The sequence below is a fragment of the Rhodococcus sp. BP22 genome (assembly GCF_014281965.1).
In the GTDB taxonomy this organism is placed as follows: domain Bacteria; phylum Actinomycetota; class Actinomycetes; order Mycobacteriales; family Mycobacteriaceae; genus Rhodococcoides.
Window position 1 is genome coordinate 94,695 of record NZ_JACFTB010000008.1, and the last position, 15,393, is coordinate 110,087.

General features: G+C 64.5%; 12 protein-coding genes and 1 pseudogene. 8 read left to right on the forward strand and 5 right to left on the reverse strand.

Features of this window, described 5'->3' with window-relative positions:
* Positions 1-6: 6 nt before the first annotated feature.
* Together H2510_RS20915 and H2510_RS17705 are read right to left on the reverse strand one after the other, a co-directional pair.
* Positions 7-930, reverse strand: a pseudogene (locus tag H2510_RS20915) (acyl-CoA dehydrogenase family protein); the annotation flags it as partial.
* 132 nt (positions 931-1,062) lie between these two features.
* Positions 1,063-3,204 (reverse strand): acyl-CoA dehydrogenase, encoded by a 2,142-nt coding sequence (locus H2510_RS17705; protein WP_186629613.1) that lies wholly within the window; start codon positions 3,202-3,204, stop codon positions 1,063-1,065.
* Between the two features lie 94 nt (positions 3,205-3,298).
* Between H2510_RS17705 and kstR the strand changes: the two genes are divergently transcribed.
* On the forward strand, positions 3,299-3,991 hold the full coding sequence (gene kstR, locus H2510_RS17710; protein ID WP_186629614.1) for a cholesterol catabolism transcriptional regulator KstR: 693 nt from the start codon (positions 3,299-3,301) through the stop codon (positions 3,989-3,991).
* Between the two features lie 51 nt (positions 3,992-4,042).
* On the forward strand, positions 4,043-6,592 hold the full coding sequence (gene otsB, locus H2510_RS17715) for a trehalose-phosphatase (protein ID WP_186629615.1): 2,550 nt from the start codon (positions 4,043-4,045) through the stop codon (positions 6,590-6,592).
* A 123-nt stretch (positions 6,593-6,715) separates the two neighbouring features.
* Here the strand turns inward: otsB and H2510_RS17720 are convergent, their stop codons facing one another.
* The gene (locus tag H2510_RS17720) at positions 6,716-7,804 is read right to left on the reverse strand and encodes a LacI family DNA-binding transcriptional regulator (RefSeq protein ID WP_186629616.1); all 1,089 of its coding nucleotides are present in this window, start codon (positions 7,802-7,804) and stop codon (positions 6,716-6,718) included.
* Positions 7,805-8,021: 217 nt separating this feature from the next.
* On the opposite strand from H2510_RS17720, the gene H2510_RS17725 reads away from it, so the two are divergent.
* The 6 genes from H2510_RS17725 to H2510_RS17750 all read left to right on the forward strand — a co-directional run bounded on the left by H2510_RS17725 (position 8,022) and on the right by H2510_RS17750 (position 12,957).
* On the forward strand, positions 8,022-8,960 hold the full coding sequence (locus H2510_RS17725; RefSeq protein ID WP_186629720.1) for a metal ABC transporter solute-binding protein, Zn/Mn family: 939 nt from the start codon (positions 8,022-8,024) through the stop codon (positions 8,958-8,960).
* 73 nt (positions 8,961-9,033) lie between these two features.
* Positions 9,034-9,852 carry a metal ABC transporter ATP-binding protein gene (locus tag H2510_RS17730; protein ID WP_186629617.1) on the forward strand — a complete coding sequence of 273 codons (819 nt, stop codon included), beginning with the start codon at positions 9,034-9,036 and terminating at the stop codon, positions 9,850-9,852.
* The gene (locus H2510_RS17735; protein ID WP_186629618.1) at positions 9,853-10,731 is read left to right on the forward strand and encodes a metal ABC transporter permease; all 879 of its coding nucleotides are present in this window, start codon (positions 9,853-9,855) and stop codon (positions 10,729-10,731) included. It abuts the gene before it with no gap.
* An 11-nt stretch (positions 10,732-10,742) separates the two neighbouring features.
* On the forward strand, positions 10,743-11,501 hold the full coding sequence (locus tag H2510_RS17740) for a LamB/YcsF family protein (RefSeq protein WP_186629619.1): 759 nt from the start codon (positions 10,743-10,745) through the stop codon (positions 11,499-11,501).
* On the forward strand, positions 11,501-12,103 hold the full coding sequence (locus H2510_RS17745) for an allophanate hydrolase subunit 1 (RefSeq protein ID WP_186629620.1): 603 nt from the start codon (positions 11,501-11,503) through the stop codon (positions 12,101-12,103). Before H2510_RS17740 ends, H2510_RS17745 begins: the two co-directional genes overlap by 1 nt.
* Positions 12,100-12,957, forward strand: a complete 858-nt coding sequence (locus tag H2510_RS17750) for a biotin-dependent carboxyltransferase family protein (RefSeq protein ID WP_186629621.1) — start codon at positions 12,100-12,102, stop codon at positions 12,955-12,957. Before H2510_RS17745 ends, H2510_RS17750 begins: the two co-directional genes overlap by 4 nt.
* A gap of 20 nt (positions 12,958-12,977) precedes the next feature.
* On the opposite strand, the gene rlmB is transcribed toward H2510_RS17750, so the two are convergent.
* A complete protein-coding gene (rlmB, locus tag H2510_RS17755) occupies positions 12,978-13,955 on the reverse strand; it encodes a 23S rRNA (guanosine(2251)-2'-O)-methyltransferase RlmB (RefSeq protein ID WP_186629622.1) in 978 nt (325 codons plus the stop codon).
* Positions 13,955-15,370 carry a cysteine--tRNA ligase gene (cysS, locus tag H2510_RS17760; RefSeq protein WP_186629623.1) on the reverse strand — a complete coding sequence of 472 codons (1,416 nt, stop codon included), beginning with the start codon at positions 15,368-15,370 and terminating at the stop codon, positions 13,955-13,957. Before cysS ends, rlmB begins: the two co-directional genes overlap by 1 nt.
* Positions 15,371-15,393: the final 23 nt, after the last annotated feature.

Here is a 15,393-nt window from a genome sequence, read left to right on the forward strand (position 1 = left end):
GACGAGCCGCGCAAGATCCTTTGCAGCCGAATAGTATCGGTGCATCGGATACGTGACGTCCACTCCGATGCCGCCGTGCAGATGATGACAGGCCTGCATGGCGGCAGGCAGCTCGGCGGCGATCCAATACGCGAGTACATCGGCATCGCCCGGCCGGCTCGGCTTCTCCTGCGAGGCCTGCCACACCGCCGACACAGCAGCGACATGAATGGTCCGAGCCGTCACATATACATCGGCGATCTCGCCTGCAACGGCTTGAAACGTTGCCAGCGGCTTGCCGAACTGATGACGGCTTGCCAAGTGCGACGCGGTGAGCGCCGCTGCTCCCGCAGCCAGTCCGTCAGCGACTGCTCCGATGGCCGCGATCGCGATCCGATAGAGCTCGGCAATGTTCTCGGTAACGAATTGTCCCGGTGCCGAATCGAATTCGATCGCATACTCGGGATCGCCACTCGAAGACGGGGTCGGCACGAGCCGAACACCCTCCGCAGAGGGGTCGACCAATACGACACCTTCGGACGTCGGCACCAGGATGCGGTACGCCTGCTCGGCATACGGGACCGCGATCTTGGTCCCGCTCACACGCATGAGATCGCCGTCGGGAACGGCTTTCGTCTTCGGTTCCGCGGGGAACGGCGCCCCGGGTTCCATGAGCGCCGCCGTCAGAATGCGGCCCGAGCCGACGGTGTCACGGATCAGAGCCGGTTCCGCGAGTCGCGTGAGCGGGATGATGCCGAACCCGAGGGTCGCAAGTGCCGGTCCGACTGCCGCGGCCTTACCGAGCTCGGTCAGAACCGTCGCCGCTTCCGGCAATCCGAGTCCGTCGCCGCCGAGATCCTCGGGCAGCACCATCTGGAACAGCCCTGCCTCGGACAGCGCCGTCCACAATGCTTCGGGCTCGGAGTCGCGAGCGAGCAATCCGGAGATCATCTCCGCGACCGTCGATTGATCGGAGTTTCTGGTGAAGTCCACGCCTTGATCCTGCCTACGGAAGATGAACCGAAGAGTTCTTCGGTAGAACCTGTTCTATTTTTAACACCATCGGTACGGATATACCAGCAGTCAGCGAGGCAGACCGAGAATCCTCTCGGCAGCGACGGTCAGCAGGATCTGTGAGGTGCCGCCCGCAATCGACAAGCAGCGAGTCAGCAACATCTCTTTTGCCAAGGGTCCCTCGATGACCCCGGCCTGCCCCGAGACCTCCAACGCGAATTCCGCGAGGTCCTGCCGATGACGCACGCCGACGAGCTTGCGAACGGAGGATTCTGCCCCGGGATCCTGCCCACCGAGTCGCCGAAGCGTCGATCGGAACTCGAGCAGTGAACCCACCAGTCCGTTCGCGACGAGCCCGCCCAGCGCATCCGAGACACCGGGATCGGTGCTGGACGACGTCGCCTCGACAACGTCCTCGAGCGCGGAACCGAGCGTCGAGCCGCTGCTCATCGCAACCCGCTCGTTGGCCAGGGTGGTCCTGGCAAGCTTCCAGCCGCCGTTCAGATCTCCGACGAGGCAATCGTCCGGGACGAAGACATCGTCGAGGAACACCTCGTTGAACACTGCGTCACCGGTGATTTCCCGCAGCGGCTCGATACGAATACCAGGCGAGGTCATATCGAGAACGAAGTAGCTGATTCCCTTGTGCTTCGGGACGTCACGGTCGGTGCGGGCAAGGCAGATTCCCCAATCGGCCTGCTGAGCGAGCGAAGTCCAAATCTTGTGGCCCTTGAGCTTCCAGCCTCCATCGACCTTCGTCGCCGTGGTCCGCAATGCCGCCAGATCAGAGCCGGCCTCCGGCTCGCTGAACAGTTGGCACCAGCGAATGTCCCCATGCAGTGTCGGGCCCGCGAAACGCTCGATCTGCTCGGCGGTTCCGTGTTCGAGAATCGTCGGAACAGCCCACCAGCCGATGACCAGATCAGGAATCTCGAGACCGGCCGCAGCCATCTCCTCCGCGTAGAGAAGTTGCTCCGCTGCACTTGCGTCCCGGCCGTGAGGTTGCGGCCAATGCGCGGCAGCAAGCCCCGACTCTGCCAGTGTGCGACGAGGATCCTCCGCGTCTGCCACCGCGCGTACCTCCGCGCGAACATCCTCACGTCGATTCTCGGCCTCGCCGAGGTCGACGCTCAGGTGGCGTCGCACGCCGGCGCGGGTCAGGTCCGTCACGCGCATCCGCCAACGAGACGTACCGCCGAGCAACTGCCGGATGGACAGGGCGCGCCGCAGATAGAAATGCGCGTCATGCTCCCACGTGAATCCGATACCGCCGAGGATCTGGATCGCGTCCTTGGCGTTGTTCACTGCGGCATCGAGAGCGATCGCGGCAGCCACAGCGGCAGCCAGTGGGTGTTCCTCTGCCGCGGAGTCCACTGCCACCGCAGCGTCCCATGCGGCGGCGCGCGTCTTCTCCACCCGGCACAGCATTTCGGCGCACAGATGCTTGATCGCCTGGAAGCTGCCGATCGGTGCACCGAACTGCTCGCGCATCTTGGCGTGCTCGACAGCGGTACGCAGCGCCCACCCGGCGACGCCTGCGGCATCCGCAGCAGCGAGCGTGGCCGCCAGATCGAGAACGTACGACGTCGAGACGTCGGACAGGACCGAATCCGGATCGACCGCGACATCCTGGAGAGTCAGCCGGGCTACCGGGACACTGCGATCGACGCCGAGCAACGACTCGATCTTCAGACCCGGCGTATCGATTCCGAGCATGCACCAGACCGTCTCGCCGTCGACCGTTGCAGGCAACAGCACGCCGACGCCATCTGCCGCACCGAAGGCAATATCCGCAGTGCCGTCGAGGAGCAATGTGTCGCCGTCGCGGCGGGCTGCGACCGGCGCGTCGGACAGCACTACGGCGCAGGGAAGTGCGCCTTCGCAGAGATCGGCACCCCACCGCGCCGCCGCAGGTCCCGCGCTCCGGCCGACCACGAGAGCGGCCAGTGCCGTCGACAGCACGGGGCCGCCGACGAGGGCCGTCGACGTTTCCTCGAGCATCGCCGCGAGGTCCGCGACCGTGCCGCCGACGCCGCCCACCGACTCGGGAACGGCAACGGAGAACACGCCCAGTTCAGCGAGCCCGCGCCAGTGCGAGCGCCAACCCGACTGCTCGTCGGCGCGTAGCGTCCGCATGGGATCGGTAGTGGCAGCCCACGACCGAATCGACTGTTGGACGTCGCGCTGATCGTCGGTGGTGGCAATTGTCACAATGCTGTTCCCTACTCTTCATGATGACTTTTTTGTCTAGAACGTGTTCTAATACGGTAGCTGGTTCAGAGTCAAGGTGCGAAGGACAACGTCGATGACCACATCTTCTCGGTCGCGTTCGGCGACCAATGCCGACAAGAACAGAGGAACGGCCGTGAATGAAACCAACACGGCTACACCACTACGTTCGGTCGGCGTCCTCACCGACGACGACCTGAGTTCCAATGCGCAGCGCGAACGCCGCAAGCGAATTCTCGATTCGACCTTGGCTCTCGCCTCCAAAGGCGGTTACGAAGCCGTTCAGATGCGCGCCGTCGCCGAGCGTGCCGACGTCGCGGTCGGAACGCTGTACCGATACTTTCCCTCCAAAGTGCACCTGCTGGTTTCAGCCCTCTCCCGTGAATTCGAAAAGATCGACTCCCGTCGCAAACTCCCGCCCGGCCAAACGCCGCAGGAGAGGATGCACCTGATTCTGGGGCAGATCACACGCGCGATGCAACGTGATCCTTTACTCACTGAAGCAATGACTCGCGCTTTCATGTTCGCGGACGCGTCCGCTGCCGCCGAGGTGGACCAGGTCGGCCGATTGATGGACCGACTGTTCGCCAAAGCGATGAGCGACGGCGAGCCAACGGAACTGCAGCTCAGCATCGCTCGCGTCATCAGTGACGTCTGGCTGTCCAATCTCGTCGCGTGGTTGACCCGTCGTTCGTCGGCCACCGACGTCGCCGCTCGACTCGAACTGACCGTCGATTTGCTACTTGGTGACTCCAAGCCCCTCTACTGAGCGTGGGCGTCCGAGTGAGCCGGATCGGCTCGCATCGCCTAGATTCGTTCCGTGATTGCTTTGGATCTACCGGTTGAACTTCGCCGCGCCCTCATGGCCGTGGCCCGGACGCCTCGCCTGCTCGTCGCCTCCGACTACGACGGGACGATGGCGCCCATCGTCTCCGATCCGTCGAAGGCATTTCCACATGCGGAGTCCGTCACCGCTATGCGCGGATTGGCGAGTCTCGCCGCGACGAAGGCCGCCGTAATCTCCGGTCGCGCCCTCCGCGATCTGGCCACACTGTCCAGGCTCCCTGCCGAGGTTCAACTCGTCGGTAGCCACGGCAGCGAATTCGACGTCGGATTCATCAATGCAATCGACGACCAGGCCAAGCGACTTCTGCAGGATATCGCCGAGGAGATGACCTCGATCGCCGCCCGATTCCCCGGTGTGACCGTCGAGACCAAGCCCGCGAGTGCTGCACTACATGTCCGAAATGCAGACTCGGCCGACGCGGAAGCTGCTCTCGTTGCGGTGCGCGACGGCGTGGCGCTGCGCGAAGGTGTGCAGGTGACCGAAGGCAAGTCCGTCATCGAACTCGCTGTCATCGTCACCGACAAGGGTGACGCCCTCGACATCCTCCGGCATCAGGAGGGTGCGACGGCTGCGGTGTTCTTCGGCGACGATGTCACCGACGAGAAGGCCTTCACCCGCCTGCACGGCCCCGACGTCGGCGTCAAGATAGGCCCAGGCGACAGTCTCGCCGAGTACCACATCGACAGCACCGAGCAGGTCTCGCTCGCACTGGCATTCCTACTCGAAGAGCGTCGCCGGTGGCTCTCCGGCGCCGATGCTCCTCGCATCGAGCGGCTCACGATGCTCGCCAGCCCCAATGCCGTCGCGCTGGTGACTCCCGATGCGAACCTGACATGGCTCTGCCATCCCGAACCGGACTCGGCAGCGATTTTCGCGCACCTCCTCGGCGGCAACGAGGCCGGGCACTTCAGCATCGGTCCAAAGCGCACTGCCTTGCCGCTGAGCCAGCAATACGTCGATGGCACCATGACCGTCCAGACCAAATGGTCGAGCCTGCAGGTCACCGACTACCTCCCGCACGACGTCGCAATCGGGCAGACCTCGCTCACCCGCGTCGTCACCGGCAAGGCCACCGCGATCGTGACGTTCGCACCCCGACCCGAATTCGGCAAAGTATGGGTTCAGCTCGAACCCGAAGAGGACGGACTTCGGATCTCCGGCACAGCGGAGCCGATGGTCCTGCGCAGTCCCGGCGTAAAATGGAACGTCGTCTCCGATGGCGCGCAACAGACCGCGCACGCCGAGATCGACCCGATCGGTGGACCTGTCGTTCTCGAATTACGTTTGGGCTGCGAGGATCTCGGCCCGTCTGCGCTACCGGAACCGGAGCGCCGGGCACAGGCCGAGGCCTACTGGAAGGACTGGGTCGATGCCCTGAACCTGCCGCCACTCAAACCGGATTTGATGAAACGATCCGCCCTGACGCTCCGTGGACTCGTTCACGCCGACTCCGGCTCGATCATGGCAGCCGCAACCACGTCGCTACCCGAAGAGATCGGCGGCGTGCGCAACTGGGACTACCGCTACTGCTGGCTGCGCGACGCGGCACTCACCGCTTCCGCGCTGGTCAACCTCGGCTCGACGTCCGAAGCCGAGGGATACCTCGGATGGATCCACGAGGTCCTGGAGTCCGTGCCTGGCCCCGAACGACTACATCCGCTGTACACGATCCGTGGTCTCGGTCTGCCGTCCGAGGCCGTCATCGACGAGCTTCCCGGATACGCAGGCTCGCGCCCGGTCCGCGTCGGAAACGCAGCCAACCAGCAAGTACAGCTCGACGTGTTCGGGCCGATCGTCGACCTCGTCTCTTCCCTCGCGCATGCCCGCCAGTCTCAGGGCCTGGCCGGGAAAGAGGCCTTGTCCGACGACGATTGGAGTCTGGTCCGCTCGATGGTCGAAGCCGTCGAGCGCCGATGGGACGAACCCGACCACGGCATCTGGGAGATCCGCGGGACACCCCGCCACCACGTGTACTCCAAGGTCATGGGCTGGATGACCATCGATCGGGCGCTTACCCTCGCCGCCTCGTTCGGTCGGGAAGCCGAACCGAGCTGGGCCGGTCTGCGCGAGCAGATCCATGCCGAGGTCATCGACAAGGGTTGGAACGAAGAAGTCCGGTCCTTCACCGCAGCCTACGAAGGCACCGACCTCGACGCAGCGACCCTGCACATCGGTCTCTCCGGGCTGATCGATCCGACCGACTCACGGTTCGCGGCGACCGTGACGGCAACCGAAGCCGAACTGCGTAGCGGGTCGACCGTGTACCGCTACCACCACGACGACGGATTGCCCGGCGGCGAGGGTGGATTCCATCTGTGCGCGGCGTGGCTGGTCGAGGCATACCTACTCATCGGGCAGCGATCCGAAGCCGAGGCCCTGTTCGCCCAACTCGTCAGCGCGGCCGGTCCGACCGGCCTGCTCAGTGAGGAATACGACCCCGTCGCCGAACGCTCACTGGGCAACCATCCCCAGGCCTACAGCCACCTCGGTCTGCTCAGGTGTGCGAGTTTGCTCAGCGCCTGAGTGGGCTCGTAGTCGCTTTGCCCGCAATCGCTATGCCCACAATCGCTTGAATGGTCCACTCATACGATCTGTCAGCATGAGTGGACCATTCAAGCGGTCTAGCCGGGGTCAAGCGGCCGGGGTCTAGGCGGGCGGCGGAGCCGCCGTACGACCCTTGACCAGTTCGGTCGGCAAGAACTCGGCTGCCATGATGCCCGACTGCGAGGTGGAGAGCAGGAGCGCACCTGCGCGTCGCCCCTTCTCCTCGGCATCCTGACGAACGGTGGTGACGTTCTCGCGGATTGCGTCGTCCACGCCGTCGAAACCGGTAATGGTGAGCTGACCCGGAACGTCGATGCCGGCGACCTTGGCGAAATTGAGTGCGCCGAGAGCGAGAACATCGGTGGTGCAGAGCAGTGCGGTGGCCTCACGGTTGGCTTGTAGCGCCTGAGCTGCAGCGGAGTGGCCGGAGCGGGTGGTGTGTTCGAACCGTTCGACGACGGTGAGCGATTCCGGATCGAGGCCGCTGTCCTTCATAGCGTCCTTCACCCCTGCGATCCGCTCCCGTTGGACATGGAAGTGGCTGCCGGCGAGCCGGGCGGGCGGTACGACGCCGTCGCGACGGTCGCGTCCGAGTCTCATGCAGAGAACGGCGATGTGGCGGTGTCCAAGAGCAATGATCTGCTCGGCGATCATTTTCATCGCGGCTCGATCGTCGATGCCGACGAGTGCGGCCTCCGGCACCCCTCGTGGTTGGTCGCAGATGACAATCGGTAGGTGCCGCTCGCGGACGGCCATCAGGTAAGGGTCGTCGTCGGCGACGGAATAGACGACGAAGCCGTCGACCCCTGCTTGTTGCACGACGGCGGCGGCCGCAGTCTCATCTCGATCGGGCCCTGCTGGAATCAGCAGCAGGCCTTGACCTGCGGCTTCGCAGGATTCGGCGAGCCCGGCCAAGAACGCCATGGCGGCGGGGTCCCGGAAGGAGTAGCTGAGTGCCTCGGTAAGTACGAGGCCGACCGCGCCCGCCTTACGAGTGCGAAGCGAGCGAGCGAGCGGGTCCGGACCTGCGTATCCGCGCCGTTTGGCTGCCATGAGAACGCGCTCGCGAAGTTCGGGTGAGAGCTGGTCGGGCCGGTTGTAGGCGTTCGACACTGTGGTGCGCGACACCTTCAGGTCGGCAGCGATGGAGGCCAAAGTGGCGGGGCGGCGCGGCTCGCTCGACCTGGACATACGGGGACGTTAGCCGGAAAAGGTCGCTGCAGTGAAATTCGGCGCCCGGGTACCCGATTCGATCGAGAACCGCCTAATCGCTAGAGTACAACGGTAACCATTTCCAACTAGGCGAATATCTCGCTTCCGCAAGCTTCGACTCAAGGGGTCCCCAGTGCGACAACTCGCCCGCTCGACTACCGCTCTCGTAGGACTCACCTGCGCCGCCGCACTGGCCATGACCGCATGCAGTTCGGAGACGAGCACATCCAATTCTTCGGCGCCTGCCACCGCAATCGACGGCCCGATCACCATCGTGGCCTCGACCAACGTGTGGGGCAGCGTCGCGCAATCCGTCGCGGGAGACCTCGCGTCGGTGGAATCGATCATTGCCGACCCGTCGGCAGATCCGCACTCCTACGAGGCCAGCGCCGGCGATGCCGCGAAGGTGGCCGAGGCGTCACTCGTCGTATACAACGGTGGCGGATACGACGAGTTCATCGATGACATCCTCGGCTCGGAGGGGAAGAACGTGCCGTCGGTCAACGCGTACGACCTCGTCGATTCAGGCCATGCACACGACGGCGAAGAAGCGGCCACGAACGGCTCCACCGACTCCACCGACGGTCACGACCACAGCCATGGCGACGCCAACGAGCACGTCTGGTTCGACGCGGAGGTTGCCGCATCCACCGCGGAGTCGATCGCCGACAAGCTCGGCCAGCTCGACCCCGACAACGCCGCCCAGTACACCGCGAACGCCGAAACGTTCCACGATCAGGTCCATCGCATCACCGACGTGACGAACAAGATCGCCGTCGAGCATGCCAATGCACCTGTCGCACAGACGGAACCGATCGCGCACTACCTGATCGAAGAGTCCGGCCTCGACGATCGGACACCCGAGGACTTCAAGAACGCCCTCGAATCGGGCAACGATCCGTCGCCGGCGTCCATCGCGGCTACTCGCGATCTCTTGACGTCGAAGTCCGTTCGGGTCCTCGTCTACAACATTCAGACGCAGGACGCTGTCACCCAGGACATCCGCTCCACCGCCGAGGCCGCCGGAATCCCCGTCGTCGAGGTGACCGAGACGCTGCCCGAGGGCAAGACATACATCGAGTGGCAGACGCAGGCGGCTGAGGATCTCGAAGCTGCGCTGGCGTCGGCGTCCTGAGCATGACGACCCTGACAACCGGGAGTGGAACCCGCGGAACGACTGTCGGGTCAGGGCTGGAAAGCTGTAGTTCATGCCTGCTGTAGAACTGCGCGATGCCGGACTGGCGTTCGGGGAGCGCACGTTGTGGCGGAACCTCGATCTCGCGGTGGAGAGCGGTGAGTTCGTAGCTGTCCTCGGACCGAACGGTTCGGGTAAGACTTCGCTGCTGAAGGTGCTGCTCGGCCAGAACCATTTGACGACGGGGACTGCGGCAATTGCGGGAGAGCCTGTCCGCAAAGGTCAGTCCGGTGTCGGTTACATCCCCCAGCAGCGCAGCATCGACGACGGCCTGCCGCTGCGTGGGCGTGATCTCGTCGGTCTCGGCTGGGACGGTCATCGTTGGGGGCTCGGTCTTCGCGGAATGCGTGAGCGCACGCGTGTCGTGCAGCATGCGATCGACCAGGTCGACGCCAATGCTTTCGCTGGTGCGCCGGTCGGGACGATGTCGGGAGGCGAGCAGCAGCGTTTACGCATCGCCCAGGCGCTGGTCGGCAACCCGACGGTGTTGCTGTGCGACGAACCTCTGCTCAGCCTCGATTTGGCGAATCAAGGTCTCGTGTCCGGTCTCATCGATCGGCGACGGCGGGAGCACGACACGGCGGTGCTGTTCGTGACGCACGAGATCAATCCGATTCTGCCGCTGGTGGACCGCATCGTCTACATCGTCGACGGCAAGTTCCGTATCGGCGCACCTGCTGATGTCATGACGACCGAAGTGCTCTCGGAGTTGTACGGAACCGAGGTGGAAGTTCTGAAGGTGCGCGGACGGCTCGTCGTCGTCGGCACCGGAGATTCCATCGACGCTCTCGGCTCTGCGGGTGCGCACCATCCACCGACCGAGGATCTCTGAATGAACGAGAAAGTGGTCGACGCCCTCTCCAAAATTTTCGACTTCAGCACGACGGCGAACTTGTTGAGCTACGACTTCGTGCAGCAGGCACTCCTCGCGGCGGCCATTCTCGGTCTCCTCTCCGGTGCCCTCGGGCCGCTGATCGTCAGTAGGCAGTGGGCGTTCGCGGTGCACGGTTCGAGTGAATTGTCGTTGACCGGCGCGTCGGCAGCTTTGCTCGTCGGTATCACTGTCGGGCTCGGAGCAATCATCGGCTCGGTCGTCGCCGCGGTGATGTTCGCCCTGCTCGGCTCCAAGGCTCGGGATCGCGACTCGGTGATCGGTGTCATCATGTCGTTCGGGCTGGGATTGTCGGTGTTGTTCATCTGGCTGTATCCGGGTCGAACCGGCACGAGCTTCTCGCTCCTGATCGGTCAGATCGTCGGCGTGGGGCAGAGCGGGATTCAGCTTCTGCTCGTGTGCGCAGTGTTGGTCCTCATCGTGCTCGCGGTCGTCTACCGTCCCCTGTTGTTCGCCAGTACCGACCCGGAAGTTGCGCTGGCGCGCGGCGTCCCGGTCCGTGGGCTCTCCGTCGTGTTCGCAGTTCTGGTCGGAGTCGCGTGTGCGCTCGGCGTTCAGATCGTCGGTGCGCTGCTCGTGTTGTCGTTGCTCATCACGCCCGCGGCCGCTGCTGCGCGTGTGACTGCGAGCCCGCTCAAGGCGACGCTGTTGTCCATTCTGTTCGCCGAGATCGCAGCTGTGGGTGGCATTATGCTCTCGCTCGCACCCGGTGTTCCCGTCTCGACATTTGTCACGACCATCTCGTTCGTCATCTACCTCATCTGCCGCGTGGTGGGGTCTCGCCGGAAGGCCGACTCCGGTCGCGTCGTTCTCGCCTAGACTCGAAGCCGATGACATCCATCGATATCAACTCAGACCTCGGCGAGAGCTTCGGAACGTGGAAGCTCGGTAACGACGATGCAATGCTGGCGGTGGTGACCAGCGCCAATATTGCCTGCGGATTCCATGCAGGTGACCCACAGACGATTCTGGCGACCTGCCGAGCCGCTGCAGGCAAGACCGTCCGTATCGGTGCTCAGGTCGGCTACCACGACCTCGCCGGTTTCGGGCGAAGATTCATCGACATCGAAGCTGCTGATCTGACTGCCGACGTGCTGTATCAGATGGGGGCCCTCGACGGACTCAGTCAGGCAGCAGGTTCGGCCATCGCCTACGTGAAACCGCACGGCGCGCTCTACAACGCCGTAGTGACGAATCGGGACCAGGCGAAGGCTGTCGTCGACGCCGTCCGAATCTACGATTCGACGCTCCCCGTCCTCGGTCTGGCAGGGTCGGTGTTCCTCGAGGAAGCCGAGGCGGCCGGTTTGCGGACCGTGGCGGAGGCCTTCGCCGACCGTGCTTACACACCCGCGGGTGAGTTGGTGTCCCGACGTGAGGCCGGCGCCATCCTGTCCGATCCTGTCATGGTCGCAACGCGCATACTCCAGCTCGTCAGGGAAGGAACAGTCGAGTCGATCGACGGCACCACCGTCGCCGTCTCCGCGGAATCGGTGTGTGTACACGGAGACACACCGGGCGCGGTCGACATGGCTGTCGCAGTCCGGAAGATACTGTCCGACAACGGTATCGCGATCTCACCCTTTGTCTGATGATCGTCCGGGATGCAGGTGAACATGCCGTACTGATCGAGTACGGCGACCTGCGCGAGACGATGTCCTTCTTCCGTTCACTGCACGCGACGGCCCCCGTCGACGTCGAGGATCTGGTCCCGGCCGCCTGGACAGTTCTGGTGCGATTCCGGGGCGAGCGAGAACGGATCGTGACGTGGATTCGCTCGGTCGAACCAGTAACCGAGGACAGTGAAGCGAAGGCCGACGCGGTGACGATTGCAGTCAGCTACGACGGTCCGGATCTCGACGATGTTGCCAGACACACCGGTCTGTCGACGCCGGAAGTCGTGGCAGCGCACACGGGTCGGATCTGGACCGTCGCATTCGGCGGGTTCGCACCTGGGTTCGGCTATCTCGTCGGCCCCGACGACCGCCTGCATGTTCCTCGCCGCTCCGAACCTCGCACTTCGGTCCCTGCAGGCTCGGTCGGACTTGCCGGCGAGTTCTCGGGTATCTACCCACGCAGTTCCCCAGGTGGATGGCAGCTGATCGGGACCACCGATGCGGTCCTGTGGGACGAGAGCGGCTCACCACCCGCGCGGCTACAACCCGGCACGAAGGTCAGGTTCCAGCAGTCGTGAAAGCCGTCGAGATACTGCGTCCAGGGCCACTGTGCACCGTGCAGGATCGAGGCCGTCCCGGTCACGCGTCGATCGGCGTCGGAAGATCCGGCGCTGCAGACCTCCGCTCGCACGACGCCGCCAACAGGTTGGTGGGCAACACCGTCGACGCTGCAACGCTCGAGGCAACGATGGGCGGCGTGCTGATTCGCGTGCAGGGATCGGTCGCCGTAGCGGTCACCGGCGCTTCGGGCAGTATCACCGTCAACGGCATCGCGGGGGCGATGTACAACACGCTGCATCTGTCCGACGGGGACGAATTGTCAGTGGCGACACCAACTTCGGGACTCCGCAGCTATATCGCTGCGCGCGGTGGATTCGACGTCGCCACGGTTCTCGGGAGCAGGTCCACCGACACGATGTCGGGGCTCGGTCCGGCACCACTGACGGAAGGTGACGTCCTCGCGATCGGTGATGCGCAGTCACGTTGGCCTGCAACGGAATTGGCACCACCCCCGGACCGAACCGGGCACATCGAAGTGTCGGTGAACCTCGGTCCGCGCCAGGACTGGTTCACCTCCGAGGCACTCCATGTCCTGGCGAGCCAGGTATGGACGGCAACCATCGATTCGAATCGCGTCGGGGTCAAGCTCGACGGTCGGACGCCGCTGGAACGAGCGCGGACCGACGAGCTACTCAGCGAGGGCATGGTTCCCGGCGCCCTTCAGGTTCCACCGAACGGCAAGCCCGTCCTCTTCCTCGCCGATCACCCGGTGACGGGCGGGTATCCCGTCATCGCCGTCGTTCGAGACACCGATCTGCCATCGATCGGCCAACTGCGGCCCGGGGACTCGATACGGTTCCGAGTGCACTAGCCCCGACGGGGCGTCCCGTCCTACCGGCGACGCTGACGCGCGATATCGGCTAACACGACGCCCGCTGCCACCGAAGCGTTCAGCGATTCGACCGGACCTGCCATCGGGATGGACAGAATCGAATCACAGGTTTCGCGAACCAGACGCGAGAGACCCTTGCCTTCGGATCCGACAACGACAGCCAGTGGGCCGGTGCCGTCGAATTCGTCGAGCGTGGTGTCGCCCTCGGCGTCGAGACCGATGATGGTGACGCCCTTGGACTGCCAATCCTTCAACGTCCGGGTCAGGTTGGTGGCGCGGGCAACCTGGAGTCGCGCCGCGGCACCTGCGCTGGTGCGCCAGGCGACGGCCGAGACACTGGCGCTACGACGCTGCGGGATGACGACCCCGTGTCCACCGAACGCCGCCACCGAGCGCACGACAGCGCCGAGGTTACGAGGGTCGGTGATGTTGTCGAGAGCGACCAGAAGTGCCGGCTCCTGGTGCGAGCGAGCCGTGCTGATCAAGTCGTCCGGGTGGGCGTATCGATACGGCGGAACCTGCAGAGCGAGACCCTGGTGCAGACCGTTCGCGCTCAGCTTGTCGAGATCCGAACGCGGAACCTCGAGAATGGAGATACCGGCGTCGGCCGCACGCTGGACGCTTTCTTTCAGCCGCTCATCACTGTCGGTGCCAACGGCAACCCACAGGGCTGTCGCCGGGACTCCCGCGCGAAGGCACTCCACGACGGGGTTACGGCCCAGAACGACCTCGGGCCCGTCGTCGTTCTTCCGAGTCGGGACACGAGTGCCACGACCACGGCTGTCGCCTCGTGACTGGGCGGACTTCTCCGCCATCTTGGCGCGACGCGCAGCTGGATGCTTGGTGCGCTCCTCAGCGGGCGGAGTCGCGCCGCGACCTTCGAGGCCTCTGCGCCGATTCCCGCCGGAGCCCGCGACCTGCCCCTTCTTGGTACCGGTCTTGCGTATCGCGCCGCGCCTACTTGAATTGCCTGCCATCACTGCCCTGCTTCGTCGTTACTGCGTGTTGCCCCGACGGACCATTCCGGCCCGTTGGGAGTATCTGTCACGTCTATGCCTGCCTTGGCGAGGCGATCTCGAATCGCGTCCGCGGCCGGCCAGTCCTTGTCCACCTTGGCTTGTGCTCGACGCTGCAACTCTGCGTCGACCAGCACTCCCAAGGCTCCTTCGAGGGCGTCGGTGTCGCCGGAGCCGCCAGCCCAGTGCGGATCCAGCGGATCCACACCCAGAATCGACAGCATCGCACGCACCTGCCCGGCATGCTCGACGGCGGATTCGAGGTCTCCGCCTTCGAGCGCGCTGTTGCCCGCCCGCACCGTCGCGTGGAGCTCGGCGAGCGCCTTGGGAACTCCCAGGTCGTCGTCCAGCGCGGCGGCGAAGCCGTCGGTCCAGGTGCCGAGTGGTACCTCTCCCGCTCGCTCGACCGTCCGTTTGACGAATCCTTCGATTCCTCGATAGGTCACCGCTGCCGTCTGCAACGCGTTGTCCGAGTATTCGAGCATCGAACGGTAGTGCGCACCACCGAGGTAGTAGCGCAATTCCTGCGGTCGCACGTGCTGTAGAACATTGGGGACCGATAGAACGTTGCCGAGCGATTTCGACATCTTCTCGCCGCCCATCGTGACCCAGCCGTTGTGCAACCAGTATCGGCTGAATCCGTCACCGGCTGCCTGGCTCTGCGCGCGCTCGTTCTCGTGGTGCGGGAACACCAGATCGAGACCACCGCAGTGAATATCGAAGTCGGGCCCTAGGTAGGTCTCGGCCATGGCCGAGCACTCGAGGTGCCATCCGGGCCGTCCACGACCCCATGGTGTCGGCCACGACGGCTCGCCGGGCTTCGCTGCTTTCCACAGTGTGAAGTCCCGGGGATCACGCTTACCCTCGGCGGCGCTCTCGCCTTGATGTACGTCGTCGAGTTTGTGCCCGGACAGTGCCCCATAACTCGGGAAGCTCATCACGTCGAAGTACACGTCGCCGGCGGAGGCGTATGCATGCCCGGATGCGATCAATCTGTCGATCAACTCCACCATCTGGGTGATGTGTCCGGTTGCTCGCGGCTCGACCGACGGCGGTAGCACCCCGAGTTGGTCGTAGGCCCAGGCGAAGGATCGCTCGAACGTCGCGGCCCACTCCCACCACGGCCGTCCAGCCTCGCGCGCCTTGTTCAGAATCTTGTCGTCGATGTCGGTGACGTTGCGGACGAAAGCGACGTCGACCTCGTGGGCGAGGAGCCACCTGCGAAGGACGTCGAATGCGACACCGCTACGAACGTGGCCGATATGAGGCTCACCTTGGACCGTCGCCCCACACAGGTACACCGACGCATGGCCAGGGACCAAGGGGATGAATTCCCGCAAGGCCCTCGTCTCGGTGTCGTAAAGGTGAAGGGTCACGACTCGCCATGCTACCGGGGGTT